The organism is Streptomyces sp. NPDC003016, from assembly GCF_053591455.1.
Genome location: NZ_JBSFTV010000028.1, coordinates 70,878 through 95,874, shown reverse-complemented (window position 1 = coordinate 95,874; position 24,997 = coordinate 70,878). Strand labels below are relative to the sequence as shown.

21 protein-coding genes are annotated in these 24,997 nt (G+C 71.9%); 10 read left to right on the top strand and 11 right to left on the bottom strand.

The annotated features are described in order from the left end of the window. Window positions 1-3 precede the first annotated feature (3 nt). The gene (locus ACWDZ4_RS23690) at window positions 4-459 is read left to right on the top strand and encodes a VOC family protein (RefSeq protein ID WP_451510389.1); all 456 of its coding nucleotides are present in this window, start codon (window positions 4-6) and stop codon (window positions 457-459) included. Between the two features lie 80 nt (window positions 460-539). Here the strand turns inward: ACWDZ4_RS23690 and ACWDZ4_RS23685 are convergent, their stop codons facing one another. The 3 genes from ACWDZ4_RS23685 to pdhA (ACWDZ4_RS23675) are packed head-to-tail and all read right to left on the bottom strand — an operon-like array spanning window position 540 to window position 4,191. Continuing rightward, entirely contained in the window at window positions 540-2,027 is a 1,488-nt protein-coding gene (locus ACWDZ4_RS23685; RefSeq protein ID WP_451510388.1) for a dihydrolipoamide acetyltransferase family protein, read from the bottom strand. Between the two features lie 14 nt (window positions 2,028-2,041). After that, window positions 2,042-3,031, bottom strand: coding sequence for an alpha-ketoacid dehydrogenase subunit beta (locus ACWDZ4_RS23680; RefSeq protein WP_451510387.1), 990 nt, complete (start codon window positions 3,029-3,031; stop codon window positions 2,042-2,044). Between the two features lie 2 nt (window positions 3,032-3,033). After that, entirely contained in the window at window positions 3,034-4,191 is a 1,158-nt protein-coding gene (gene pdhA / locus ACWDZ4_RS23675; protein WP_451510386.1) for a pyruvate dehydrogenase (acetyl-transferring) E1 component subunit alpha, read from the bottom strand. A gap of 325 nt (window positions 4,192-4,516) precedes the next feature. On the opposite strand from pdhA (ACWDZ4_RS23675), the gene ACWDZ4_RS23670 reads away from it, so the two are divergent. The 3 genes from ACWDZ4_RS23670 (at window position 4,517) to ACWDZ4_RS23660 (ending at window position 6,865) form a co-directional block, all read left to right on the top strand. Further along, entirely contained in the window at window positions 4,517-5,179 is a 663-nt protein-coding gene (locus ACWDZ4_RS23670; protein ID WP_451510385.1) for a response regulator, read from the top strand. A 138-nt stretch (window positions 5,180-5,317) separates the two neighbouring features. Then, entirely contained in the window at window positions 5,318-5,836 is a 519-nt protein-coding gene (locus ACWDZ4_RS23665; RefSeq protein WP_451510384.1) for a pyridoxamine 5'-phosphate oxidase family protein, read from the top strand. A gap of 15 nt (window positions 5,837-5,851) precedes the next feature. Then, window positions 5,852-6,865 carry a phosphotransferase gene (locus ACWDZ4_RS23660; RefSeq protein ID WP_451510383.1) on the top strand — a complete coding sequence of 338 codons (1,014 nt, stop codon included), beginning with the start codon at window positions 5,852-5,854 and terminating at the stop codon, window positions 6,863-6,865. A 16-nt stretch (window positions 6,866-6,881) separates the two neighbouring features. Here ACWDZ4_RS23660 and ACWDZ4_RS23655 read toward each other — a convergent pair whose 3' ends face one another. After that, a complete protein-coding gene (locus ACWDZ4_RS23655) occupies window positions 6,882-8,570 on the bottom strand; it encodes a protein kinase domain-containing protein (protein WP_451510382.1) in 1,689 nt (562 codons plus the stop codon). Between the two features lie 405 nt (window positions 8,571-8,975). On the opposite strand from ACWDZ4_RS23655, the gene ACWDZ4_RS23650 reads away from it, so the two are divergent. From ACWDZ4_RS23650 to ACWDZ4_RS23625, 6 genes are all read left to right on the top strand, one after another. Beyond that, entirely contained in the window at window positions 8,976-10,667 is a 1,692-nt protein-coding gene (locus ACWDZ4_RS23650) for a protein kinase domain-containing protein (protein WP_451510381.1), read from the top strand. 244 nt (window positions 10,668-10,911) lie between these two features. Further along, window positions 10,912-11,616, top strand: a complete 705-nt coding sequence (locus ACWDZ4_RS23645; protein ID WP_451510380.1) for a hypothetical protein — start codon at window positions 10,912-10,914, stop codon at window positions 11,614-11,616. Window positions 11,617-11,730: 114 nt separating this feature from the next. Then, a complete protein-coding gene (locus ACWDZ4_RS23640) occupies window positions 11,731-12,423 on the top strand; it encodes a PadR family transcriptional regulator (RefSeq protein WP_451510379.1) in 693 nt (230 codons plus the stop codon). 46 nt (window positions 12,424-12,469) lie between these two features. Beyond that, window positions 12,470-13,285: an ABC transporter ATP-binding protein gene (locus ACWDZ4_RS23635; protein ID WP_451510378.1), complete on the top strand. Its 816-nt coding sequence runs from the start codon at window positions 12,470-12,472 to the stop codon at window positions 13,283-13,285. Beyond that, window positions 13,282-16,122: an FtsX-like permease family protein gene (locus ACWDZ4_RS23630; RefSeq protein ID WP_451510377.1), complete on the top strand. Its 2,841-nt coding sequence runs from the start codon at window positions 13,282-13,284 to the stop codon at window positions 16,120-16,122. The genes ACWDZ4_RS23635 and ACWDZ4_RS23630 overlap by 4 nt, the downstream gene beginning before the upstream one ends. A gap of 114 nt (window positions 16,123-16,236) precedes the next feature. Further along, window positions 16,237-16,776: a bacterial proteasome activator family protein gene (locus ACWDZ4_RS23625; RefSeq protein ID WP_451510376.1), complete on the top strand. Its 540-nt coding sequence runs from the start codon at window positions 16,237-16,239 to the stop codon at window positions 16,774-16,776. 88 nt (window positions 16,777-16,864) lie between these two features. On the opposite strand, the gene ACWDZ4_RS23620 is transcribed toward ACWDZ4_RS23625, so the two are convergent. The 7 genes from ACWDZ4_RS23620 to pdhA (ACWDZ4_RS23590) are packed head-to-tail and all read right to left on the bottom strand — an operon-like array spanning window position 16,865 to window position 24,979. Further along, a complete protein-coding gene (locus tag ACWDZ4_RS23620) occupies window positions 16,865-17,845 on the bottom strand; it encodes an NAD(P)H-quinone oxidoreductase (RefSeq protein WP_451510375.1) in 981 nt (326 codons plus the stop codon). 60 nt (window positions 17,846-17,905) lie between these two features. Next, a complete protein-coding gene (locus tag ACWDZ4_RS23615) occupies window positions 17,906-18,979 on the bottom strand; it encodes a potassium channel family protein (RefSeq protein ID WP_451510414.1) in 1,074 nt (357 codons plus the stop codon). Between the two features lie 20 nt (window positions 18,980-18,999). Then, a complete protein-coding gene (locus ACWDZ4_RS23610; RefSeq protein WP_451510374.1) occupies window positions 19,000-20,466 on the bottom strand; it encodes a molybdopterin molybdotransferase MoeA in 1,467 nt (488 codons plus the stop codon). Next, on the bottom strand, window positions 20,463-21,368 hold the full coding sequence (locus ACWDZ4_RS23605; RefSeq protein WP_451510373.1) for an NTP transferase domain-containing protein: 906 nt from the start codon (window positions 21,366-21,368) through the stop codon (window positions 20,463-20,465). Before ACWDZ4_RS23605 ends, ACWDZ4_RS23610 begins: the two co-directional genes overlap by 4 nt. 58 nt (window positions 21,369-21,426) lie before the next feature. After that, window positions 21,427-22,797, bottom strand: coding sequence for a dihydrolipoamide acetyltransferase family protein (locus tag ACWDZ4_RS23600; protein WP_451510372.1), 1,371 nt, complete (start codon window positions 22,795-22,797; stop codon window positions 21,427-21,429). A 17-nt stretch (window positions 22,798-22,814) separates the two neighbouring features. Continuing rightward, a complete protein-coding gene (locus ACWDZ4_RS23595) occupies window positions 22,815-23,849 on the bottom strand; it encodes an alpha-ketoacid dehydrogenase subunit beta (RefSeq protein WP_451510371.1) in 1,035 nt (344 codons plus the stop codon). Continuing rightward, window positions 23,846-24,979, bottom strand: a complete 1,134-nt coding sequence (gene pdhA, locus ACWDZ4_RS23590; protein WP_451510413.1) for a pyruvate dehydrogenase (acetyl-transferring) E1 component subunit alpha — start codon at window positions 24,977-24,979, stop codon at window positions 23,846-23,848. Before pdhA (ACWDZ4_RS23590) ends, ACWDZ4_RS23595 begins: the two co-directional genes overlap by 4 nt. Between the last annotated feature and the right edge of the window lie 18 nt (window positions 24,980-24,997).

Below are 24,997 nucleotides of genomic sequence, written 5' to 3'. Positions count from 1 at the left end.
CCCATGGAGACAACGCTGCAAGTGGCTGTCGACTGCGCGTACCCGCAGAAGCTGGTGGCCTTCTGGTGCGACGCGCTGGGTTACGTGCCGGAGCCCGCGCCGGGCGGGCACCCCACGCGGCGGGCGTACTGGGCCGACATGGGTGTGGCCGAGGAGGAGCTGACCGCCGGGGCCGGCGAGAGACCCGGGTCGATCGTCGACCCGGCGGGGCGGGGACCACGGGTGTGGTTCCAGCGGGTCCCGGAAGGCAAGCGCGTCAAGAACCGGGTACACCTCGACGTGAAGGTGAGCGGCGGGCGCGGCGTTCCGCCCGACGTCCGGACCCGGCGCGTCACCGACACGGTGAGACGGCTGACCGACACCGGTGCGACGGTGTTCCGGGTCCTGGACCGGCCCGACATGGAGTTCTGCGCCGTCGTCCTCCAGGACCCCGAGGGCAACGAGTTCTGCGTCGACTGATCCCGGAACCGGCCGAGCCCGGAAACAGCCGGACCGGGCCTCGCCGTGCGGCGGGACCCGGTCCGGGGGGGAGCAGTTGCCTAGGCCCAGGTGATCAGGCGCTTCGGCTGTTCCAGTACGGCCGCCACGTCCGCCAGGACCCGGGAACCCAGTTCGCCGTCGACCAGGCGGTGGTCGAAGGAGAGGGCAAGGGTGGTCACCTGACGGGGCTTCACCTTGCCCTTGTGGACCCACGGCTGGAGCTTGATCGCACCGACCGCGAGGATCGCGGACTCACCCGGGTTGAGGATCGGCGTACCGGTGTCGACGCCGAAGACACCGACGTTGGTGATGGTCACCGTGCCGCCCTGCATCGCCGCCGGAGCCGTCTTGCCCTCACGGGCGGTGGAGACCAACTCGCCGAGCGCAGAAGCGAGTTCGGGCAGGGTCTTCGCCTGGGCGTCCTTGATGTTGGGGACGATCAGGCCGCGCGGGGTGGCCGCCGCGATGCCCAGGTTCACGTACTCCTTGCGCACGATCTCCTGGTTCGCCTCGTCCCAGGCCGCGTTGACGTCCGGGTTGCGCCTGATCGCGACCAGGAACGCCTTGGCGATCAGGAGGAGCGGGTTGACCCGCAGGCCCGCCATGTCCTTGTCGGACTTCAGCTCCTCGACGAGCTTCATCGTGCGCGTGATGTCGAAGGTGATGAACTCCGTGACGTGCGGCGCGGTGAACGCGCTGTTCACCATGGCCGACGCGATGGCCTTCCGTACGCCCTTGATGGGGGTACGGGTCTCCCGGGCGCCGGTGGTGACCGGCCCGGCAGCCGCAGCGGACTCCGGCGCGGCCACCGGCCCGGGCTCCGCCTGCTGAGCCCGAGCCGCCTGCACCTGCCCCTGCTCCTGCCCCTGCTCCTGGCGTGCCGGAGCCGGGACCGCCGCGCGGACGTCCTCGCGGGTGATGATCCCGTCGGGGCCGGTCGGCGTGATCGTGGCCAGGTCGATGCCCAGGTCCTTGGCGAGCTTACGGACCGGAGGCTTGGCCAGCGGGCGGGACTGCCGGGGCTCCGGCGCCGCCGTGGCGCCGGAACCGTGGCCGTTGAGCTCCGCCTGGACGGCGGCGGCGACCGCCGCCGTCTCCGCCGGGGCCACCGCGCCCCTGCGCGGGCGGCGCTTGGTGGAGGCTTCGGACACGCCGTAGCCGACGAGCACCGGCTGGCGGGCCGCAGGCTTGGCTTCCGCAGGCTTCTCCGTCTCGGGCTCGGGCTCCGCCACCGGGGCCTGATCCGCACCGGCCGTGTCCGTCCCCGGTGCCACGTCCACCGTGATGATCACCTGGCCGACATCGACCGTCACGCCCTCGTCGAAGCGCAGCTCGTGCACCACGCCGTCGTACGGGATGGGAAGTTCCACGGCGGCCTTCGCCGTCTCGACCTCGCACACCACCTGGCCGTCGGTGACCGTGTCGCCCGGCCGGACGTACCACTTGAGGATCTCGGCCTCGGTGAGCCCCTCGCCCACGTCGGGCATCTTGAACTCGCGGAAGCGCTGGGAGGCGGAGGTACGGGGAGTCTGGGAAGTCTCAGTCATCGTCACGGCTCTCCTCAGTACGCAAGCGAGCGGTCGACGGCGTCGAGTACCCGGTCGAGTCCCGGCAAGTACTCCTCCTCCAGGCGCGCCGGCGGGTACGGCGCGTGGAAACCGCCCACCCTCAGCACCGGCGCCTCCAGGTGGTAGAAGCACCGCTCCGTCATGCGAGCGGCGATCTCCGCGCCCGAGCCGTAGAAGACCGGGGCCTCGTGGACCACGACCAGGCGGCCGGTCTTCTCGACCGACGTCTGGACCGTGTCGAAGTCGATCGGGGACATCGACCGCAGGTCGAGGACTTCGAGGGACTTGCCCTCCTCGGCCGCCGCTGCTGCCGCCTCCACGCAGACCTTCACCATCGGGCCGTACGCCGCGAGCGTCAGATCGGTGCCCTCACGCACGACGCGCGCCGTGTGGAGCGGGCCGGGGATGGCCTCGACGTCGACCTCGCCCTTGTCCCAGTAGCGCCGCTTCGGCTCGAAGAAGATCACCGGGTCGTCGCTCCGGATGGCCTGCTGCATCATCCAGTACGCGTCCGAGGAGCTGGACGGCGAGACCACCTTCAAGCCGGCGACGTGCGCGAACAGCGCCTCCGGGGACTCGCTGTGGTGCTCGACCGCCCCGATGCCGCCGCCGTAGGGGATGCGGATGACGACCGGCATCTTGATCGTGCCGAGCGAGCGCGCGTGCATCTTCGCGAGCTGCGTGACGATCTGGTCGTACGCCGGGAAGACGAACCCGTCGAACTGGATCTCCACGACCGGGCGGTAGCCGCGCAGCGCGAGGCCGATCGCCGTGCCGACGATGCCGGACTCGGCGAGCGGGGTGTCGATGACCCGCTCCTCGCCGAAGTCCTTCTGGAGACCGTCGGTGACCCGGAAGACGCCGCCGAGCTTTCCGACGTCCTCGCCCATGATCAGGACCTTGGGGTCGGTTTCGAGGGCCTTGCGCAGCGACTCGTTGATCGCCTTCGCGAGAGGAAGTTTCTGTACAGACTGAACGGACATGCTTACTTGCCCTCCCCTGACTCGGCCGCGAAGGACGCCTGGTAGGCGGCGAACTGCGCGCGCTCCTCGTCGACGAGGGCGTGGCCGTCCGCGTAGACGTTCTCGAAGATCGCCAGCTGGTCCGGGTCGGGCATGGCGCGCACCGCCTCGCGGACCCGCCTGCCGAGGCTCTCGCTCTCGGTCTCCAGCGCCTCGAAGAAGGCCGCGCCGGCGAGGCCCTCCTTCTCCAGGTACCTGCGCAGGCGCAGGATCGGGTCCTTCGCCTCCCACGCCTCGCGCTCCTCGTCGGCCCGGTACTTCGTCGGGTCGTCGGAGGTGGTGTGCGCACCCATCCGGTACGTGAACGCCTCGACCAGCGTCGGCCCCTCGCCCCGCCGCGCGCGCTCCAGCGCGTCGCGGGTCACGGCCAGGCAGGCGAGGACGTCGTTGCCGTCGACCCGCACGCCCGGGAAGCCGAAGCCCTGCGCGCGCTGGTAGAGCGGGACGCGGGTCTGGCGCTCGGTGGGCTCGGAGATCGCCCACTGGTTGTTCTGGCAGAAGAAGACGACCGGGGCGTTGTAGACCGCCGAGAAGGTGAACGATTCAGCGACATCGCCCTGGCTGGACGCGCCGTCGCCGAAGTACGCGATGACCGCGGAGTCCGCGCCGTCCTTGGCGACACCCATCGCGTAACCGGTCGCGTGCAGCGTCTGCGAGCCGATGACGATCGTGTACAGATGGAAATTGTTGGTGCTGGGATCCCAGCCACCGTGGTTCACGCCACGGAACATTCCCAGCAGATTCGTCGGATCGACACCTCGGCACCAGGCGACACCGTGCTCGCGGTACGTCGGAAAGACGTAGTCGTCGTCACGCAGCGCACGGGCCGAGCCGATCTGGGCGGCCTCCTGGCCGAGCAGCGAGGCCCACAGGCCCAGCTCGCCCTGGCGCTGGAGAGCGGTGGCCTCGGCGTCGAAGCGGCGGGTCAGGACCATGTCCCGGTACAGGCCGAGCAGTTCGTCCGGGGTGAGGTCGATCGCGTAGTCCGGGTGCTCGACGCGTTCGCCCTCGGGGGTGAGCAGCTGTACGAGCTCCGGCTCGGATCGCTGGGGTTTCTTGGCGCTGACGCGCTTGGTGCTGCTGCGTCGCGGCTTACGCGCGGCAGTGCTCTCCACGGTCACGTGCGTGCTCCTCCGTCTGTCCGGCCCCCGGGGTCTGCCGGTGACCAGTGCGGCTCACCTGCTTGCGTCCTCGTGCACGGGGTGGGTGCGACGCGGCCGGGAACAGGTGTGACAGGTGCCCCGGCGAAACGCCTGCCACAGGCACGTTACCCAGTGGGTCGCATAACTGCGAAACCCCGTTTGACCTGCGATTTTGCTTGGATATCCAAGTAAATCGCAGAATTCGGGAACAACCACTGGTCAGAGCCTTGCAGTCCGCCGGAACAACGGCACGTTATCCCGGCGACCTACGGCACGGGAAGAGTTCGTGTGTGAGGATGACGGCGTGCGCGAAGATGGAAAAATCACCGTATTTCTTGTCGACGACCACGAGGTGGTCCGGCGCGGCGTCCACGAACTGCTCTCCGTCGAGGACGACATCGAGGTGGTCGGCGAGGCCGGCACAGCCGCAGAGTCCCTGGTCAGGATCGTCGCGGCCCGTCCCGACGTGGCCGTTCTCGACGTACGGCTGCCCGACGGAAGTGGTGTGGAGGTCTGCCGCGAAGTCCGCTCGCAGAACGAGGACATCAAATGCCTCATGCTCACCTCGTTCTCCGACGACGAGGCACTGTTCGACGCGATCATGGCCGGCGCCTCCGGATACGTACTCAAAGCGATCCGCGGCAACGAGCTGCTGGCGGCCGTGCGCGACGTGGCGGCGGGCAAGTCGCTGCTCGACCCGGTGGCGACCGCCCGCGTCCTGGAGCGGCTGCGTTCGGGCGGCGCGGCCAAGGACGACAGCCGGCTCGCGCGCCTCACCGAGCAGGAACGCAGGATCCTCGACCTGATCGGCGAGGGCCTGACCAACCGGGTCATCGGCGAGCGGCTGCACCTCGCGGAGAAGACCATCAAGAACTACGTCTCCAGCCTGCTCTCCAAGCTGGGCATGGAACGCCGCTCGCAGGCCGCCGCGTATGTGGCGCGCAAGCAGGCGGAGGAGAGGCGCTAGCCGCCCACCGCCCGCCTCCCGGCTCCCGGCTCCCGGTTCCTGGCTCCCGGTTCCTGGCTCCCGGCTTCCGGTTCCCGGCTTCGATTCGGGACTTCCGTCCCTGTTACGGGCCCCTGCCGGTGGCCGACAGTGAAGGGCATGCCCACCGAGTCCGCCACGCCCGCCGAGCCCGCCGAGCCCGCCGAGGATCCACGCGCCGTCGAGCTCCTCCGCCGCGTTCCCTACGGCCGAGTCGTCACGAGCATGCGGGCCCTGCCCTTCCTCGCCGTCGCACGTCACATCGTCGTGCGCGGACGTGTGCTGCTGCGCATGCATGCGGGTTTCAACCACCACCAGGTCTGCCACGGCAGCGTGGTCGCGTACGGTGCGGACAACTTCGGGTCCGGGTCCGGGCCCGGTTCAGGGCCCGGTCCTGATTCCGGTTCCGGTTCCGGTTCCGGTTCCGGTTCCGACGACGCCACCCTGTGGTCCGTCCAGTTCACCGGCACCGCCGAACTGTTCGAGCCGACCACCGACGAGCTGGAGCTCTTCGGCCGTGGCCCCCACTACGTCAACGGCGAGCTCTTCGATCCCGTCTACCTGCGTATCGAGCCGCAGTTCACCACCGTGCACACCTTGAGCGGCACCCCGGAGCAGCGTTGTGCGTACGCTCTGTGATCTAACATCTGACGGGTGTCACGCTCATCTGTATCCGCCCCTCCGCCGCCCGTCGGCCCCCTGCTGCGCCACTACCGCGATCCGGGCGAGCCGCTCTCCTGTGAGCCCGTGGCCCAGGGCCTGCTCAACCACGGCTACCGCCTCGTGACCACCCGCGGCGACTACTTCCTCAAGCACCACCTGGACGGTGACCGCGACACGATCAGGCGCCAGCACCGCGCCACCCGCCACCTCCAGGCGTTCGGCGTCCCCGTCGCCCCGCCCGTCGAGGACACCCACGGCGGTACGGTCACGGTGATCGGCGGCCACTGCTACGCCCTGCACCCGTGGATCGACGGCCGGCACCGGGGCGGCGCCCAGCTCACGACGGCGGAGTCCCGGCGGCTCGGGGCGCTCCTGGGGCTCGTGCACACCTGTCTCGACCGGGTGATGGAGGAGGCCGCACGGCGTACGCACGACTGCGCCGACCCCGCCGACACCTTCACCCTGATCGACGAGCTGCTGACGCTCGCGCGCGGGCGGCGGCCCCGCGACGCCTTCGACGTACTGGCGGAACACCGCCTCCTGGAGCGGCGGACCCTCCTGGAACTCCACGCCCACCGGCGGCCCCCGCCGGTCGCCGAGCCCGCCACCGGATGGGTGCACGGCGACTTCCATCCGCTGAACCTGCTCTACCGGGGCGCCGAGCCCGCCGCGATCGTCGACTGGGACCGCCTCGCGGTGCAACCGCGCGCGGAGGAGGCGGTACGGGCCGCGGCGATCTTCTTCGTGCGGCCGGACGGGGAGCTGGAGCTGGCGAAGGTACGGGCGTACGCGGCGGCGTACCGGCGGGCGGCCGGGGCCGGGGCGGACGAGCTGGCCGCGGCGGTGCACCGGGTGTGGTGGGAGCGGCTCAACGACTTCTGGATACTGCGCTGGCGCTACCAGCTGAACGACCGGAGGGCCGACCCGCAGTTTCCTGCGGCGTCGGCCCTGGTGGTGTGGTGGACGAGGGAGTACGAGGCGGTGCGCGAGGCGTTCGCCGGGTGAGGGCAGGGGCCCCGGGTCAGGGGGTGGCGGCCCCGCCGGCGGCGTCCGTACCGCCGACGTCCGTACCGCCCGCGTCGGTGCCACCGGTGTCGGTACCGCCCGCGTCGGTGCCGCCCGCGTCGGTGCCGCCGGTGTCCGTACCACCGGTGTCGGTGCCGCCGGTGTCGGTGCCGCCGGTGTCGGTGCCGCCCGTGTCGGTACCGCCCGTGTCGGTGCCACCCGTGTCGGTGCCGCCGGTGTCCGTACCGCCGTCCGTCGTCGTGCCCGGAGCGGTGTCCGTCGCCGACGGCGTGCTGCTGGGCGTGTACGACGGCGTCCTGCTCGGGGGGTACTGCGGGTACTTCTTGGACGGGGTGAAGCTCGGCTGCTGACCGCCGGTGGAGGTGCCCGGGTCGGTGACGGGCGAGGACTCGTCGTCCGAGGGCTTCGTCGTCTTCTCGTCCGACTTGGTCGGGGTGGAGGAGACCGACGGGTTCTTGTCCTTCTGCTCCGTGCCGCCGCCGCCGCTGTCGTCCGGCCGGTTCATCGCGAAAGCGACGCCCGCCGCGATCGCGACGACCGCGAGCACCGCGAGGATCCACATCTTGCCGCGGCCGCTCCCGCCGCCGCCGTGCCCGCCGTCGTACGCCCCGTCGTGCGGGTTCATCGGCGGCAGTATCGCGCCGCCCGCCTGCATCTGCGAGGTGTCGCCGTGGTTCGGGTGGCCCATCACGGTCGTCGCGTAGGCGCCCCCGGCGGGGGTGTGGCCGCCCTCGTGCATCTCCACGGGGCCGGTGTTCCAGGTGCCGGTGTGACTGCCCTGCTCCTGGAGCATCGACAGGCCGTACTGGATGAGCCCGCGCATCTCCTCGGCGCTCTGGAACCGGTCGTCCGGGTCCTTGGCGAGGGAGCGCATGACGAGCCCGTCGAGCTCGGGCGGCGCCACGTCCGAGATCTCGGACGGCGGTACGGGGATGTCCTGCACGTGCTGGTAGACCACCGAGAGGGGGGTCTCGCCGGTGAAGGGGGGCCGCTGCGCGAGCAGCTCGTACAGCAGACAGCCCGTCGCGTACAGGTCGCTGCGGTGGTCGACGGCCTTGCCCAGCGCCTGCTCCGGGGAGAGGTACTGGGGTGTGCCCATGACCATGCCGGTCTGCGTCATGGTCGACTGCGCGCCGTGCAGGGCGCGCGCGATGCCGAAGTCCATGACCTTGACCGCGCCGCCGTGCGTGATGATCACGTTCGCGGGCTTGATGTCGCGGTGCACGATGCCGTGCTGGTGGCTGTACGCGAGCGCTTCGAGCACGCCGGAGACGATGATCAGCGCCTGCTCGGGGCCGGGGGCCTCCGCGTTCTGGAGCAGCTCGCGGATCGTCCGGCCCTCGACGAGCTCCATCACGATGTAGGGGACGACGCTTCCGCCGACCTGGTCCTCACCGGAGTCGTACACGGCGACCACGGCGTGGTGGTTCAGGCCGGCGACCGACTGCGCCTCACGCGTGAACCGCGCCTTGGAGGTGGGGTCCTCCGCAAGGTCGGAGCGGAGCAGCTTCACCGCCACGGTACGGCCGAGCCGTACGTCCTCGGCGGCGAACACCTCCGCCATGCCGCCACGGCCGAGGCGGTGCGTCAACCGGTAGCGGCCATCGCCGACCAATCCGCCCATACCCCATGATTCCGGGGCGTCCGACACTCCGCCGCCGCTTCCCTCGGGTTCGGGTGCCATCAGTCCTCGCCGTCGTTTCTGTCCACGTCGCGTTCGCGGTGGTCCTCAGGGGCCTCAAGGTTCTCCGCCACGTCACGCTACAGCCTCCGCGCGGCGCACCGGTCCGGGATGGACCGGCCATCAAACCCGTTGCCGATGTACCCGTGCAAATTCCGGGCCCCTGCCGGACTCGCACCGGACCCCTGCCGGACCCCTGCCGGGCTCCCGTCGGACTCGTGTCGGACTCGCGCCGAGCCCTCGCCGATCCCTCACCGGACTCTCGCCGGGTCCGCGCCGGGCCCCTGGCTGTAACGCTTGCGCGACGCTTGTGGCGCGTACGGTCACGGAACGGGCACCGCGCTTGACGTGTCAGTGCCCTCGGGCAGACTTGGCCCGTAAATCTTGCGCTGAGGGGGAAGCACGGTAATGAGCCAGGACGGCGGACAGGGCCGCTACGCGGGCGGCTCGGTCGCGGGCGGGCGGTACCAGCTGCGCGACCTGCTCGGAGAAGGCGGCATGGCGTCGGTGTACCTCGCGTACGACTCCGCGCTGGACCGCCAGGTGGCCATCAAGACGCTGCACACGGAACTGGGGCGCGAGCAGTCGTTCCGCGAACGGTTCCGGCGCGAGGCGCAGGCGGTCGCCAAGCTTTCCCACCCCAACATCGTCTCGGTCTTCGACACCGGTGAGGACGAGCTGGACGGCGCGTTGATGCCGTACATCGTCATGGAGTACGTAGAGGGGCAGCCGCTCGGCTCCGTCCTCCGGGCGGACATCGAGCGGTACGGCGCCATGCCGGCCGACAAGGCTCTCGAGATCACGGCGGATGTGCTGGCCGCGCTGGACACCAGTCACGAGATGGGCCTGGTCCACCGCGACATCAAGCCCGGCAACGTGATGCTGAACAAGCGCAATGTGGTCAAGGTCATGGACTTCGGCATCGCACGTGCCATGCAGTCCGGCGTCACGTCGATGACGCAGACCGGCATGGTCGTCGGTACGCCGCAGTACCTCTCGCCCGAGCAGGCGCTGGGGCGCGGCGTCGACGCGCGCTCCGACCTGTACTCGGTCGGCATCATGCTGTTCCAGCTGGTGACGGGTCGGCTGCCGTTCGACGCGGACTCGCCGCTCGCCATCGCGTACGCACATGTCCAGGAGGAGCCGGTGGCTCCTTCGTCGATCAACCGGTCGATCCCGCCGGCGGTCGACGCCCTCGTCGCGCGGGCGCTGAAGAAGAACCCGAACGAGCGGTTTCCCAGCGCGGCCGCGATGCGCGACGAGTGCGCGCGGGTGTCGGGGTCGGGCCGGACGGGCGCCGCACCGGTGATCATCGGCGGCGGTCCGGCGCAGAGCGGGTCCGGGGTCGGGGCGGCGGTCTTCCCGCCGGTCGAGCAGACGGGCTACCCGCAGAGCGGCAGCGTCCAGACGCCGTACCAGCCGGGCCCGGCGCCGTACGGGCCGCCGACACCCGCCCCGGGCCCCGCGCAGCAGGGGTACGGGTACCCGGCGCAGGCGGCGCACCATACGCCCGCTCCTTCGCCGTACGCGACGCACGGGATGCAGCACGGCGGGCACGGCATGCAGGGCGGGCAGACCCCGCCGCCGTACACGATGTCGCCCCGGACGGCGCCGGGTCAGGGGGGCGGGAACGGCGGCGGCAACAGCGGCGGCAACCGGAACATGCCGGTGGTCGTGGGGTCGGTCGTGGTCGCGCTGCTGGCGATCGGCGGCCTGGTCACGGCGCTCTCGCTCAGGGGCGACCCGGAGGGCGGGAACGAGGGCGGCACCGACCCCACCGAGAGCGCGGTGGCGGCCAAGCCCGGCTACAAGGGCCCGGACCGCTCCAGGACCATGAAGACCACCGACTGCTCGCCCGGCAGGGAGTCGATGTCGGACCCGGAGAAGGTCGTGGTGCCGAGCTTCCTCTACAAGGACATCCGCTCGGTCAAGCTGTGCCTGAACGCGGCGGGGTGGAAGCTCAAGGAGACCAAGGTCGACGACCCCACCTGGGGCGAGGACACGGTGGTCAACCAGTACCCCAAGCGCGATGCCGACATCGACCCCGAGGACTTCACGATCGAGCTGGAAGTCGCCACCGGCAACCCGCCCTCGGACTAGACCGGACGGCCGAGCGGGCCGGTTCTGCCCTGCTCGGACCAGTAAGCCATGTTCAGGCCGATTCGAGCAGGTTCGGGCCGTTTTGTTTGGGACGTACGGAAGGGTTCCCTGCGCGTATAACACCGCGGGGGCCCCTTTCGTGTGACCCGGGGTGCCGGGGGTGTCGTGGTGTGTGACGCTGGGTCAGGCATCCCAGCGGCGGACACAGCGGTCCGGCGCATCTCGGCACAGGAGGCGGAGTCCCATGGCTGTCCGGTTCGCGGCGGTGGGGGTGGCCGCGGTGCTGGCACTGCCGGCCCCGGGGGCGTACGCCGGCGAGCGTGCGCCGGACCCGACGCCCGCACGTACCTCGGCGCCCCTCTCCGCCCCCGACTCCGTCTCCTCGCCCCTGTCCACTTCGTCCTCCTCGTCCGCGCCCGCCTCCGCAGGGGAACCGGGGCGGGGCACCGGAGCGTCCGACGGTTCGAAGCGGTTCCCCGGTCCCACCGCCGCGCCCTCCAAGAGCCTGGCCGGGAGGCCGGCCGGAGAGGGGCGTACACGGCCGGGGAGGACACCCGACAAGAGCGCGGCTCCCAGCGGGAGCGGGTCCGCCACGGCGGAGGCGGCCGAGAGCGGCGGTACGAGCCCGTCGGGCAGCACCGGGGCCACCCGCAGTCCCTCGGCGTCCGCGTCCGGTTCGGCTTCCGCGTCGGCGAGCGCCTCGGCCACCCCCCGTGAGCCGTACGCGCCCCCGCCCGGGGGCGTCCACGAAGAGGCGCTGGAGGACCCCTGGCACGAGTCCGCCGCCTCCCCCTCCCACGCCGCCCCGCCGGGTGCCGCCCGCGAGGGGTCCCGGCAGGCCGTCGCGCAGTCCGGACCGCTGGGCGTCCATGTGCTTCCGCTGGGGGTGGGGCTCTCGCTGGTCGGGCTCGGGCTCGGGTTCCTGGGGCTCCGGCTGCGGCGCGGCTGACCCGCCGCCCGCCAGTCCGTCCCCCTCAGGGCCTACTTCCCCCTCAGGACCTACTCCCGACGTCCTCCTCGGGTCGGTTGGCGTTCGGCGGCATACTCGGTATACATACTCAGTATGTCGATCCGTCACGGGCTGCTGGCCCTCCTGGAACACGGCCCCCGCTACGGCTCCCAACTGCGTACCGAATTCGAGTCGCGCACCGGTGCGACCTGGCCTCTCAACGTCGGCCAGGTCTATACGACCCTGGCCCGCCTCGAACGCGACGGCATGGTCGTCCAGGACGGCGAGGACGGAGCGGGCCACGCGCTGTACGCGATCACGGACGCGGGGCGGGGTGAACTCAAGAGCTGGTTCGAGCGGCCCGTCGACCGCGCCAGTCCGCCCCGCGACGAGCTGGCCATCAAGCTCGCCATGGCCGTCGGCGCCCCCGGCGTCGACATCCGGGCCGTCATCCAGGCCCAGCGCCACGCCACCCTCAAGGCGATGCAGGACTACACCCGCCTCAAGGCCCGGGCCCTCGCCGCCGTCGAGGTCGAGGCCGCCGTCGAGGCCGAGAGCGAAGACGGTGAGCAGGCGCGTGACGACATCGCCTGGCTGCTCGTCCTGGAACAGCTGATCTTCCAGACCGAGGCCGAGGCGCGCTGGCTCGACCACTCCGAGTCCCGGCTCGCCCGGCTCTCCGCGACGGCCGCGCGCAGGGCCAGGAACACTGCCGAGGCCGCTCCACCGGTCCCTGCGGGCCATGACGTCACCACCGTCGCCGGTACCGCTCGTACGGCCTCGATGTCTCGCAGCACAGGGCGCTAGAACCCGCGCCCCACCACCACCATTCCACCCCAGGGGGACCTTTTTCATGCCTGAATCCACGCCCCACAAGTCACACCAGCCCCAACAGACGCAAGAGTCACGTCAATCACAGGAGTCACAGAGATCACAGGAGTCACAGCAGCCCGTACTGCGACTTGAGCAGCTGACCCGCGTCCACGGCAGCGGCGCCACCGAAGTCCACGCCCTGCGCGGCGTCGACCTCTCCGTCTTCCCCGGTGAACTCGTCGCCGTCATGGGCCCGTCGGGCTCCGGCAAGTCCACCCTGCTCACCATCGCGGGCGGTCTCGACACTCCCACCTCGGGCCGGGTCGTCGTCGAAGGCACGGACATCACGACCGTGGGCCGCAAGGAACTCGCCGCCCTGCGCCGCCGCAGCATCGGCTACGTCTTCCAGGACTACAACCTCATCCCGGCCCTGACCGCCGCCGAGAACATCGCCCTGCCCCGCGAACTGGACGGCGTGTCCGCCCGCAAAGCGCGCGTCTCCGCCGTCGCCGCCCTGGAGGAAATGGGTCTCGGCCAGCTCGCCGACCGCTTCCCCGACGAGATGTCCGGCGGCCAGCAGCAGCGCGTGGCCATCGCCCGCGCCCTGGTGGGCGACCGCCGCCTCGTCCTCGCCGACGAACCGACCGGCGCCCTGGACTCCGAGACGGGCGAGTCCGTACTCGCTCTGCTGCGCGCCCGGTGCGACGCGGGCGCGGCCGGCATCCTCGTCACCCACGAGCCGCGCTTCGCGGCCTGGGCGGACCGGGTGGTCTTCCTGCGCGACGGCTCCGTCGTCGACGAGACCCTGCGCAGCCAGGCCGACTCGCTGCTCTCCGGGCAGGCGGCCGCACAGTGAGCCACTGGTACCACTCATGGGTGGCCGCGGTGCGCATAGCCCGCCGCGACGCCTGGCGCTTCAAGGGCCGCAGTTCCCTCGTGCTCGCCATGATCGCCCTGCCGATCCTGGGCGTGAGCGCCGCCGATCTGACCCTGCGCAGCGCCGAACTCTCCACCGGGCAGGAGATGGAGCGCGGCCTCGGCGCCGCCGACGCCCGGATGTCCGACCCGGGCATGGGCGGTGTGCCGATCCACCAGTCTCCCGACGGCGCCAACCACATGACGGTGGAGAACTTCGACGACAAGCCGTGGCCCGAAGGCTCCGCCGACATCCGGGCGGCGTTCCCGGCGGGCGCGAAGATACTCAAGGACACGAGCGGCAGCGGCAAGCTCCGTACCGAGCACGGTCTGCTCAACACCGCGATCCATGAGCTGGACGCGACCGATCCGATGACCGAGGGCCTCATGACCCTCGGCCGGGGCCGGTTCCCCGAGAAGGCCGGCGAGATCGCCGCGACCACCCACTTCCTGGAGACCAGCGGCCTGAAGGTCGGCTCGAAGCTCACCGCCCGCGGGCTCGCCACCGAGTACCGGATCGTCGGCTCGTACGAACTCCCCGGCGCCCTCAAGACCGACGAGGTCCTCGCGCGGCCCGGCACGTTCCTGGCGCCGCTCGACAAGGCGCTCAAGGCCGACGGCCTGCCCGGCACCGCGGCCGGCAGCACGTACCTGGTGTCGGTCGGCGGCGACGGTTTCACGTGGAACATGGTCAAGAAGGCCAATGCCCGCGGTGTCACGGTGACTTCGCGGGCCGTGGCCCTCGACCCGCCCGCCGACTCCGAGGTGCCGCTCTACCAGCGGGACGACTGGTCCGACTACCAGCAGAGCGCGGCGGCCAGGACCGCGGAACTCGCCGCCGTCGGCACCGTCGTCGGCCTCGCCATGCTGGAGATCTGCCTGCTCGCGGGCCCGGCGTTCGCGGTCGGGGCCCGGCGCTCGCGCCGTCAGCTCGGCCTGGTCGGCGCCAACGGCGGTGACCGCCGCCACATCCGCGCCATCGTGCTCTCCGGCGGTCTGGTCATCGGCTTCGCCGCGGCCGTCGTGGGCACCGCGCTCGGTCTGCTCCTCACCTTCGTGCTGCGGCCGCTGCTCGAGGACGCCATGGGCAAGCGGTTCGGCAGCTTCGACGTCCGCCCCCTGGAACTGCTCGGCATCGGCCTGCTCGCCGTTCTCACCGGCCTGCTCGCCGCGATCGTCCCGGCCGTCACCGCGTCCCGGCAGACCGTGCTGGCCTCGCTCACCGGCCGCCGCGGTGTACGCCGTTCCAGCCGTGTCCTGCCCGTCGTCGGCCTGATCGCGACCGGCCTGGGCATCATCATCACGCTGTTCGGCGCCACCGCCACCGACAGCATCGTCGTCGTCGCGGGTGGCAGCGCCCTCGCGGAGCTGGGCATCGTCGCGCTCACCCCCGCCCTGGTCGGCCTCTTCGGCAAGCTCGGTGGGTGGCTGCCGCTGTCGCCGCGCCTGGCACTGCGCGACGCCGTACGCAACCGGGGCCGCACGGCTCCCGCCGTCGCCGCCGTGCTGGCCGCCGTAGCGGGCACGGTCGCCGTGGCGACGTACGCCACCAGCGTCGACGTACAGCAGCGCGCCGCCTACCAGGCACAGCTGCCGCACGGTGCGGTGACCGTGTCCGACACGGAGGGCGGCGGCCGCGGTGTGCCGGCCCTGCGCGCGGCCGTCCAGAAGCACTTCCCCGTCGACGCGCGCGCCGATGTCGGCCGCATCGTCGTGGGCAACGCCAACTGCGAGCCGTACAGCGACGCGAAGGGCTGCGGGCGGTACGAGATCGTCGTACCCCAGGAGAACCGCTGCGCCCTGTGGTCGCAGGACGTCCCGGGTGCGAAGGAGCTGTCGTCGGCCGAGCGCCGCAGGCTGTCCGGGGACTGGCGCTGCCAGGAGGACGGTCGGCACGCCGATCAGGAGGTCCTCGTCGCCGACGAGAAGCTGCTGTCGGTCCTCGCGATCGACGACCCGGCCGTCGTCGACGCCCTCAAGAGCGGCAAGGCCGTCTCCTTCGACCGGCGCAACGTCGAGAAGGGGCAGATCGGCGTCAAGCTGATCACCGACACCGAGAAGGCCGACCTGATGCAGCAGGAGGGCAAGGACGCACCCGGCGCGATCACGTCCTTCCCCGTCCACCAGGCCCCCGAGTCCGTCCAGTCGTACGGACTGAACGTCGTCCTGCCGGTGCAGACCGCGAAGGCCGCCGGACTCACCACCGTCCCCTTCGGCGCGTACTTCTCGACCGACAACCTGCCGAACAGCACACAGCGGCAGAAGCTCGACGCGGCGCTCGACACGCTGGGCACCGAAGGCGGCCTGTACGTGGAGGAGGGGTACGTCAGCGACAACAGCATCGTCCTGCTGGCCCTGACCGTCTTCGCCGGACTCGTCACCATCGGCGCGGCCGGCATCGCGACGGGCCTCGCCCAGACCGACGCCGAACCCGACCTGAAGACCCTCGCCGCGGTCGGCGCGCCCCCGCGGGTGCGCAGGACGCTGAGCGGTTTCCAGTGCGGGGTGGTCGCCGCGATGGGCGTGGTCCTCGGCTCGGCGGCGGGTGTGCTGCCCGCGATCGGACTGCGGCTGACCGAGGAACACCAGCAGCTGAAGTGGTACGAGAGGGACCTGGACGCCGGCATGGGCGGCATGATCGACCCGCCGTACGTCCCGATCGTCGTCCCGTGGGAGACCCTCGCGGCGCTGCTCGTCGCCGTACCCGTGGGCGCGGCGCTCCTCGCCGCACTGGTCACCAGGTCCCGTACCGCGGTGGCGCGGCGCGCGGCGGGCTGAGCCGAGGCGCCTGTTCCCGCGCCCTCCGCTGTTCCCGTGCCCCCGCGCAGGGTGGATCACCTCTGTGCGGGGGCACACCGTGTTTGTGACGCAGGTGTACGAGAGAATGGCGGCATGGAGATGCCGAGGAGTGAACGGTCGCAGGAGAGCCCGAAAGTTCTTGTCATGGGACAGGACGGAATGGCTTTCGGCGGCGCTGACGACGAGTCGCGCGAGGTGCCAGTGACGGAGATGGTCGAACAGCCCGCGAAGGTCATGCGCATCGGCAGCATGATCAAGCAACTCCTGGAGGAGGTCCGGGCGGCTCCTCTCGACGAGGCGAGCCGGGTGCGGTTGAAGGACATTCACGCCAGCTCGGTGAAGGAGCTCGAAGACGGTCTCGCGCCTGAGCTCGTCGAGGAACTGGAGCGGCTCTCCCTGCCGTTCACGGACGAGGCGATCCCCTCCGAGGCGGAACTGCGCATCGCGCAGGCCCAGCTGGTCGGGTGGCTCGAAGGCCTCTTCCACGGCATCCAGACGGCGCTCTTCGCCCAGCAGATGGCGGCGCGGGCGCAGTTGGAGCAGATGCGGCGCGCGCTTCCGCCGGGCGCGGGACACGAGGACGAGGGCCATGAGGAAGGCCACGGCCCGGTGCGTTCGGGCCCGTACCTCTAGCCCGCCGCACCCGCTTACCGGCGGCGAGAGGCCCGCACCGCCGTGACGGCGGTGCGGGCCTCTCGCCGTTCGCCCGGATCGGGGCCGCTCAGGCCGTGGTCAGCAGGATCTTGCCGACATGGCCACCCGCGTCCAGCGCCCGGTGGGCCTCCGCCGCCTCGGCCATCGGCAGGACGCGGTCCACCACCGGGCGGACGCGGCCGGTGGTGATCAGCGGCCAGACATGCTCCCGTACCGCCGAGACGATCGCCGCCTTCTCGCCCAGCGGGCGCATCCGCAGCGACGTCGCCGTGATCGCGGCGCGCTTCTTCATCAGCGCGCTCAGGTTGAGCTCGCCCTTCACGCCGCCCTGCATGCCGATGATCGCGAGGCGGCCGTTGACGGCGAGTGCCTTCACGTTCCGGTCCAGGTACTTCGCACCGATGATGTCGAGGATGACGTCCGCGCCGGCCCCGTCGGTGGCCTTGCGCACCTCCTGTACGAAGTCCTGCTCCCGGTAGTCGATCAGGATGTCCGCGCCCAGCTGCGCGCAGCGCGCCAGCTTCTCGGGACCGCCGGCGGTGACCGCGACGCGCGCACCGACCGCCTTGGCGAGCTGGATCGCCATCGTGCCGATGCCGCTCGCGCCGCCGTGCAGCAGCAGCGTCTCACCGGGCCGCAGGTGGGCGATCATGAAGACGTTCGACCAGACCGTCGCGCTCACCTCGGGCAGCGACGCCGCGGTGACCAGGTCCATGCCGTCGGGCACGGGCATCAGCTGCCCGGCCGGTACGGCGACCTTCTCGGCGTATCCGCCGCCGCTCAGCAGGGCGCACACCTCGTCGCCGACGGACCAGCCCGAGACGCCGGGCCCCAGTGCCGCGATCCGGCCGGAGCATTCGAGGCCGGGGTACGGGGACGAGCCGGGCGGCGGGTCGTAGAAGCCCTGGCGCTGCAGCAGGTCGGCGCGGTTGACGGCGCTCGCCGCGACCTCGACGAGGACCTCGCCCTCGCCGGGTACGGGATCGGGGACCTCCGCCCATACGAGCGCCTCGGGGCCACCGGGTTCAGGAATCGTGATCGCATACATGGCCGCGAGGCTACTCCGCACCGGCCCGTTCCCGTCCCAGCCGTAGTCCTGGCCGTGGTCCTAGTCCGGCACCGTCACCCGCATGTCCCCCGCGCTCGTGGCACCGGGCGAGACCCGCACGATGGTGATCAGCCGGTCCGTCAACTGCAGCGGACTGGCCGCCGGGTCGTCGTAACCGAGCAGCCGGTGCCCGCGCAGGACACTGACCACCAGGTCCTCGGTCTCCCGCACGCTCCGTCCCACCTCGGCCTTTATCACCGGCCGCTCGACGAGATCGAGTCCGCTGCCCTGCTGGATCAGGTCCTCCATCACCGTGCCCGCGCTGGGGCTGAGCACGGACAGGCCGAGGAGCCGCCCGGCCGCGCTGGCGCTGGTGATGACCGCGTCGGCACCGGACTGGCGCAGCAGCGGCGCGTTCTCCTCCTCACGGACCGCGGCGACGATCTTCGCACCGCGGTTGAGCTGACGCGCGGTGAGCGTGACCAGGACCGCCGTGTCGTCGCGCTGGGTCGCGATGATGATCTGGCGGGCCTTCTGGAGCTCGGCGCGGAGCAGTACGTCGCTGCGGGTGGCATCGCCCAGGACGCCCGTGAACCCGTCGGCGTTGGCCGCCTCGATGACCTTCGCACTCGGGTCGACGACCACGATCTGCTCTTTTCTGAGCCCCGTGGCGCCCAGGGTCTGGATCGCGGAACGTCCCTTGGTGCCGAATCCGACGATGACGGTGTGATCGCGCAACTGGGCCCTCCAGCGGTTCAGCCGCCACTCCTCCCGGGTCCGTTCGGTGAGGACCTCGAGAGTGGTGCCGACCAGGATGATCAGGAAAAGCACGCGCAGCGGCGTCACCAGCAGCACGTTGGTGAGCCTGGCGCTGTCACTGTGCGGCACGATGTCGCCGTAACCCGTCGTGGAGAGGGTCACGGTCGAGTAGTAGACGGCGTCGAGGAAGTCGACGCTCTCGTCGGCGTTGTCGTGGTAGCCGGCGCGGTCGATGTAGACGATGAGCACCGTCACGGCCAGCACCATCATCGCCATCAGCAGACGCTTGCCGACCTGCCGCAGCGGGCGGTCGACGATACGGCGCGGCAACCTGATCCGGGCGGTGACGAGGTGCTCGTCGGCATGCCTGGCCATCGCGTCTTGGCCGGGAAGTTTCACGTGAAACGTCCTTCTGTCCAGGGCAGGTCGAGGATCTCCAGTACCTGGCCGGCCCGTGCGCCGCCGGGCGGGACGACGGCCAGGCCGTCGGCGGCGGCGATGCCGCGCAGCATGGCCGGACCGTTGTAGTGCAGCGGCACGGCCTGTTCCGGTCCGTTCCCGTCCCTCCCTCCTCGGCGGCGGACGACAGGGACGAGACGGGTGTCGTACGGGTGGCCGCTCACATCGTCCCGTACGGACGAGAAGTACGGAGCGCGGGGTGCCTGTTGGGCACGGGCGCGCAGCAGCGGCTCGGCGAGGGTCAGCAGGCCCGACACGGCGGCCAGCGGATTGCCGGGCAGGCCCACCAGATACGGACGCCCCTGTGCTCCGCCGGCTCCTCCTTCCCCTTCCCCCGCTCCGAGGCGCGCCAGCAGCATCGGGTGGCCGGGCCGCACCGCGACACCGTCGACCAGCAGCTCGGCGCCCGCCTTGCGCAGGATCGGGTGGACGTGGTCGACGGGACCGGCCGCCGTACCGCCTGTGGTCACGACCAGGTCGGCCGTGGACGCGGTGACGGCCCGGTGGAGCGCTTCGGCGTCGTCGCCCAGGCGGCGGGTGCCCAGCACTTCGGCGCCGAGGGCGCGCAGCCAGGGGTCGAGGAGCGGGCCGAGGGCGTCGCGGACCATCCCGTCGTGCGGCAGTCCCTCGCTCAGCAACTCGTCACCCAGTACGAGCACTTCGACGCGGGGCCGGGACACCACGGACAGCGCGTCGTAACCGGCGGCCGCGGCGAGGCCGAGGACGGCGGGGGTCACGAGGGTGCCGGCGGGCAGCAGCCGGTCACCGGTACGGCACTCCTGGCCCCGCGGCCGGATGTCCTGGCCCTGGACGACCTCGCGGCGCGCGTACAGCCGCCCCTCGGCCTCCGCCGGCCGGGCGTGCTCGGTGCGGATCACGGCGGTGGTGTCGGGCGGGACACGGGCCCCGGTGGCGATGCGTACGGCCGTACCGTCGGTGAGCGCTCCGGGGGCGGCGTGCCCGGCGAGGACCTGGCCGCCTTCCCCGATGTGCCACGGCCCTGGGCCCGCGACCGCCCACCCGTCCATGGCGGACGTGTCGAAGGACGGCAGATCGGTGAGCGCGGCGAGAGGTTCGGCGAGGACCTGTCCCAGGGCCTGCCCCAACGCCACCCGCACCGTGCGGGGCGCGACGGCCCCACCGGCCCGGGCGGCGACGGCGCGCGCCTCGGCCCAGGCAGTGGCGCCGGTACGGGCCTGGGGCGCGGGTACGGCGGCGGGCCGGCCGGTCCGGACGGCCTGTCCGGACGTTTCCGGCTGCTCCGGCGCCTGCGGCTGCTCCGGCGCCCGGCCCGGCTCCGGTGCCGGCTCCGGTGCTGATGCAGATGCCGATGCCGCTGTCGGTGCCGGTGTCCGGCTGACGAGAGCGAGTGCCTCGTCGATCTCGCGATCCTCCTGGTTCACCCCGCGCCGTCTTCCCTGCGGTCTCCCGTGGCGGCCCCCGAGGCCTCCCCCCTGGCCTCTTCCTCGGCCTCCTGCGCCCAACGGGCGGCGAGAGCCACGGCCTTGCCAGCCGCTTCGGCAACGGCCTGCGGCCCGCCCCCGCCCGCCTTGGCCGCCGCATAACCGACCAGGAAGGTGGTGAGCGGCGCGGCGGGCCGGGCGACACCGTGCGCGGCGTCGCGGGCGAGGTCGAGCAGGAGGCCGGTGTCGACATCGAGTTCGACGCCGAGCTCGTCCTTGACTGCGGTCATCCATTCATCCAGCACATGTCCATGCTCCCTGATCCGCGACCGGGCTGCGGCAATGTTTTCCCAGGTGTCGCAGTCGAAGGAGTCCAGGGGGCCGGCGGCGACGCGTGTCAGCGCGAGTTCACCCGTGAGCAGCCGGAGCGGCAGGCCGAAGAGACTGCCGTGCTCGGTGGCGAGGAGCGCCAGCTCGCGGCGGAGCGGTTCGGCGCGGTAGGCGGCGACGAGGGGCTGGTCCCGTCCTCCCGCGTCCACCAGCAGGGCGGCTTCCCGCCCGCTCTCCTCCAGAGCCCCGAGGAGCCGCTGAACCGTGCCGCTCCCGATGAACGGCAGATCGGCGGAGAGTACGAGCACGCTGTCCGCGGTGGTACGCCGCACCCCGGCGTCCAGTGCGGCCAGCGGCCCGCCCCCGACCGGTTTCTCCCGCGCCCACTCGACGGGGCGCACGGTCGCCCGCCGCCCGCCGACGACGACGGTCGTACCGGCTCCGCGGCAGGCCCCCAGCACCCGGTCGAGCAGGGTTCGCCCACCCACGCGCACCCCGGGCTTGTCCACTCCGCCCAGCCGCTTCGCGGCGCCTCCGGCCAGCACGATGGCGTCATACGCGGTCGTGGTCATTCCCCGAGTATGCGGCCCTCCGGGAAGAGGCGGGTCGGGGCAGCGCCCGCGCAGCGGCCTAAAGCGTGCGCAGCAACAGCGCCGGCTGCTCCACGCAGTCCGCCACGTACCGCAGGAAGCCGCCCGCCGTACCGCCGTCGCACACCCGGTGGTCGAAGGTCAGGGACAGCTGAACGACCTTGCGGACCGCCAGTTCGCCCTCGTGCACCCACGGCTTGGGGACGATCCGGCCGACCCCGAGCATCGCCGCCTCCGGATGGTTGATGATCGGCGTGGAGCCGTCGACACCGAACACCCCGTAGTTGTTCAGCGTGAACGTGCCGCCGGTCAGGTCCGCCGGGGTCAGCGTCCCCTTCCTGGCCGACTCCGTCAGCCGGGCGATCTCCGTGCCCAGTTGCTCCGCGGTGCGGGCATGGGCGTCCCGTACGACCGGGACGACCAGCCCCCGCTCCGTCTGCGCGGCGAACCCGAGGTGCACACCGGGAAGGCGCACGATCTCGCGGGAGGCCGTGTCCACGGTGGAGTTGAGCTCCGGGAAGCGGGCCAGGGCAGCCGTACAGATCCGGGCGAGGAGCGCGAGTACCGAGACCGGCGGCCCGGCCGACCGGTTCATCGCCGTACGGGCCGCCATGAACTCCGTCGCGTCCGCGTCCACCCAGCAGGTGGCGTCCGGAATCTCGCGACGGCTGCGCGAGAGCTTGTCGGCGACGGCCCCGCGCATCCCCCGCAGCGGGACACGCTCTCCGGCGGCGACGGGAGCCCCCGCAGACACCGGAACGGACGCAGGCACAGACGCCGGTGCCGGTGCCGTCACCCGCTCCTGCTCCTTGCTGCGGACCGCACTCTCCACGTCGGACCGCAGGATCAGACCGTCGGGCCCCGTGCCCTTCAGTTCCCGCAGGTCCAGGCCGTTCTCGCGCGCCAGCCGCCGCACCAGCGGCGAGATCACCGGCACCGGCCCGGCCGTCCTGGCCGCCGCGACCCCAGCCACCGGCACCACCACCGGCCCGGCCGCGGCCGGCCGGATGCGCCGCCGCCGGGCCACCGCCGCCCCCGTGCCGTACCCCACCAGCACGTTCCCCGAGGACTCCGCCTCCGCGGAAGAATCCGCCTCCGCGGAGGAATCCGCCTCCGCGGGAGAGACGGCAACCGGCACGGCACCGGGGGCCGCCGCGGTGTCAGGGGCCGCCCCCACCGCGACCGTCAGCAGGGGAGAGCCCACCGGCAGCTCGGTCCCCTCCTCGCCGAAGCGGGCGGTCACCACGCCTCCGTACGGGCACGGCACCTCCACCATCGCCTTGGCCGTCTCGACCTCGACCACCGGCTGGTCGACGGCGACGACATCGCCCACCTCCACCAGCCAGCGCACGATCTCCGCCTCGGTGAGGCCCTCACCGAGGTCGGGGAGCTTGAATTCCAGACTCGCCATGTCAAAAGCGTGTGGCATCAGCTGCCCGCCTCCCACTGAAGCCGCGCGACCGCGTCGAGGACCCGGTCCACTCCCGGCAGATGGTGCCGCTCCAGCATCGGCGGCGGATACGGGATGTCGAATCCGGCGACCCGCAGCACCGGCGCCTCCAGGTGGTGGAAGCAGCGCTCCGTCACCCGGGCCGCGATCTCCCCGCCGGGTCCGCCGAAGCCGGTGGACTCGTGGACGACGACCGCGCGCCCGGTCCGCCGTACCGAAGCGGCCACCGTCTCGTCGTCGAAGGGCACGAGCGAGCGCAGGTCCACGACTTCGAGGTCCCAGCCCTCCGCCCCGGCCGCCTCCGCCGCCTCCATGCACACCGGCAGGGACGGCCCGTACGTGATGAGCGTCGCGCTGCGCCCGGAGCGCCGCACCACCGCCCGGCCGATCGGCTCGACAGCGGCCGGCGCGTCCGGCGACCACGCCGTCTTCGACCAGTACAGCCGTTTCGGCTCCAGGAAGACCACCGGGTCGTCGGAGGCGATCGCGGCCCTCATCAGCCCGTACGCGTCCTCGACCGTGGCCGGCGTGACGACATGGAGCCCCGGAGTCGCCATGTAGTAGGCCTCGGACGAGTCGCTGTGGTGCTCGACGCCGCCGATCCCGCCGCCGTACGGCACCCGGATCACCATCGGCATCGGCATCGCGCCGCGCGTGCGGTTGCGCATCCGTGCGACATGGCTCACGAGCTGCTCGAACGCGGGATAGGCGAACGCGTCGAACTGCATCTCGACGACCGGCCGCAACCCGTACATCGCCATGCCGACGGCCGTTCCCAGGATCCCCGCCTCCGCGAGCGGTGTGTCCGTGACCCGGTCCTCGCCGAACTCCTTCACGAGCCCGTCGGTGACCCGGAAGACACCTCCGAGCGCGCCGACGTCCTCGCCCATCACATGGACGGTCGGGTCCTCGGCCATCGCGTCGCGCAGCGCCCGTCCGAGGGCCTGCGCCATCGTCGCGGGCTTCGCGGCTTTCGCGGCGGCCGCCGCGGCCGTCTTCGCCGCCGTCGTCATCGCTCGCCCTCCGCGTCGAGTTCGGCCCGCAGCAGGGCTTCCTGCTCCCTCAACTGCGCGGTCTTCTCGGCGTAGACGTGCGCGAAGAGGTCCATGGGGTCGAGCACCGCGTCCGCGTTCATGCGTTCGCGCAGGTCCGCCGCCATCGTCTCGGCGTCCTCACGTGCCTGCCGTACGGCGTCCGCGTCCAGGATCGCCCGCTGGGTGAGTTCCCGCTCCAGCAGCTGGACCGGGTCGTGCGTACGCCACGCCTCCACCTCGGCCTCGCCCCGGTAACGGGTCGCGTCGTCGGCGTTCGTGTGGGCCTCGATGCGGTACGTGACCGCCTCGACCAGCGTCGGGCCGCCGCCCCGCCGGGCGCGCTCCACCGCCTCGGCGAGCACCTCGTGCACGGCGGCGGCGTCGTTGCCGTCGACGAGCCGGCCCGGCATGCCGTACCCGACGGCCTTGTGGGCCAGGGAGGGCGCGGCGGTCTGCTTGGCGAGCGGCACGGAGATCGCGAAGCCGTTGTTCTGCACGAGGAAGACGACCGGTGCCTGCCAGACCGCGGCGAAGTTGAGCGCTTCGTGGAAGTCGCCCTCGCTGGTGCCGCCGTCACCGACCATGGCGAGCGCGACCACGTCGTCGCCCTTGAGGCGCGCGGCGTGTGCCAGGCCGACCGCGTGCGGCAGCTGGGTCGCGAGGGGGGTGCACAGCGGCGCGATGCGGTGCTCGCGCGGGTCGTACCCGGTGTGCCAGTCGCCCCGCAGCAGCGTCAGCGCCTGTACGGGGTCGAGCCCGCGCGCCACGGCGGCCAGGGTGTCCCGGTAGCTGGGAAAGAGCCAGTCCCGCTCCTGGAGGACGAGCGCGGCGGCGACCTCGCAGGCCTCCTGGCCGGTGCTGGACGGGTAGACGGCGAGGCGGCCCTGCTTGGTGAGGGCGGTGGCCTGCACGTTGTACCTGCGGCCGCGGACCAGTTCCGCGTACAGCCGCCGCATCAGAGCGGCGTCGAGCCGGTCTGCGGCGCCGGTGCCGAGCACGCGGTACGGCTCGCTGTCCGGGAGCAGCGGTGCGGGGTCCGTGCGGGGCTTCCAGGCCGGGGGAGGAGTGGGCCTGTATGGGGCGGCACCCGGCATTTCCTGGACCGTCATGGTGCTCTTCTTCATCGC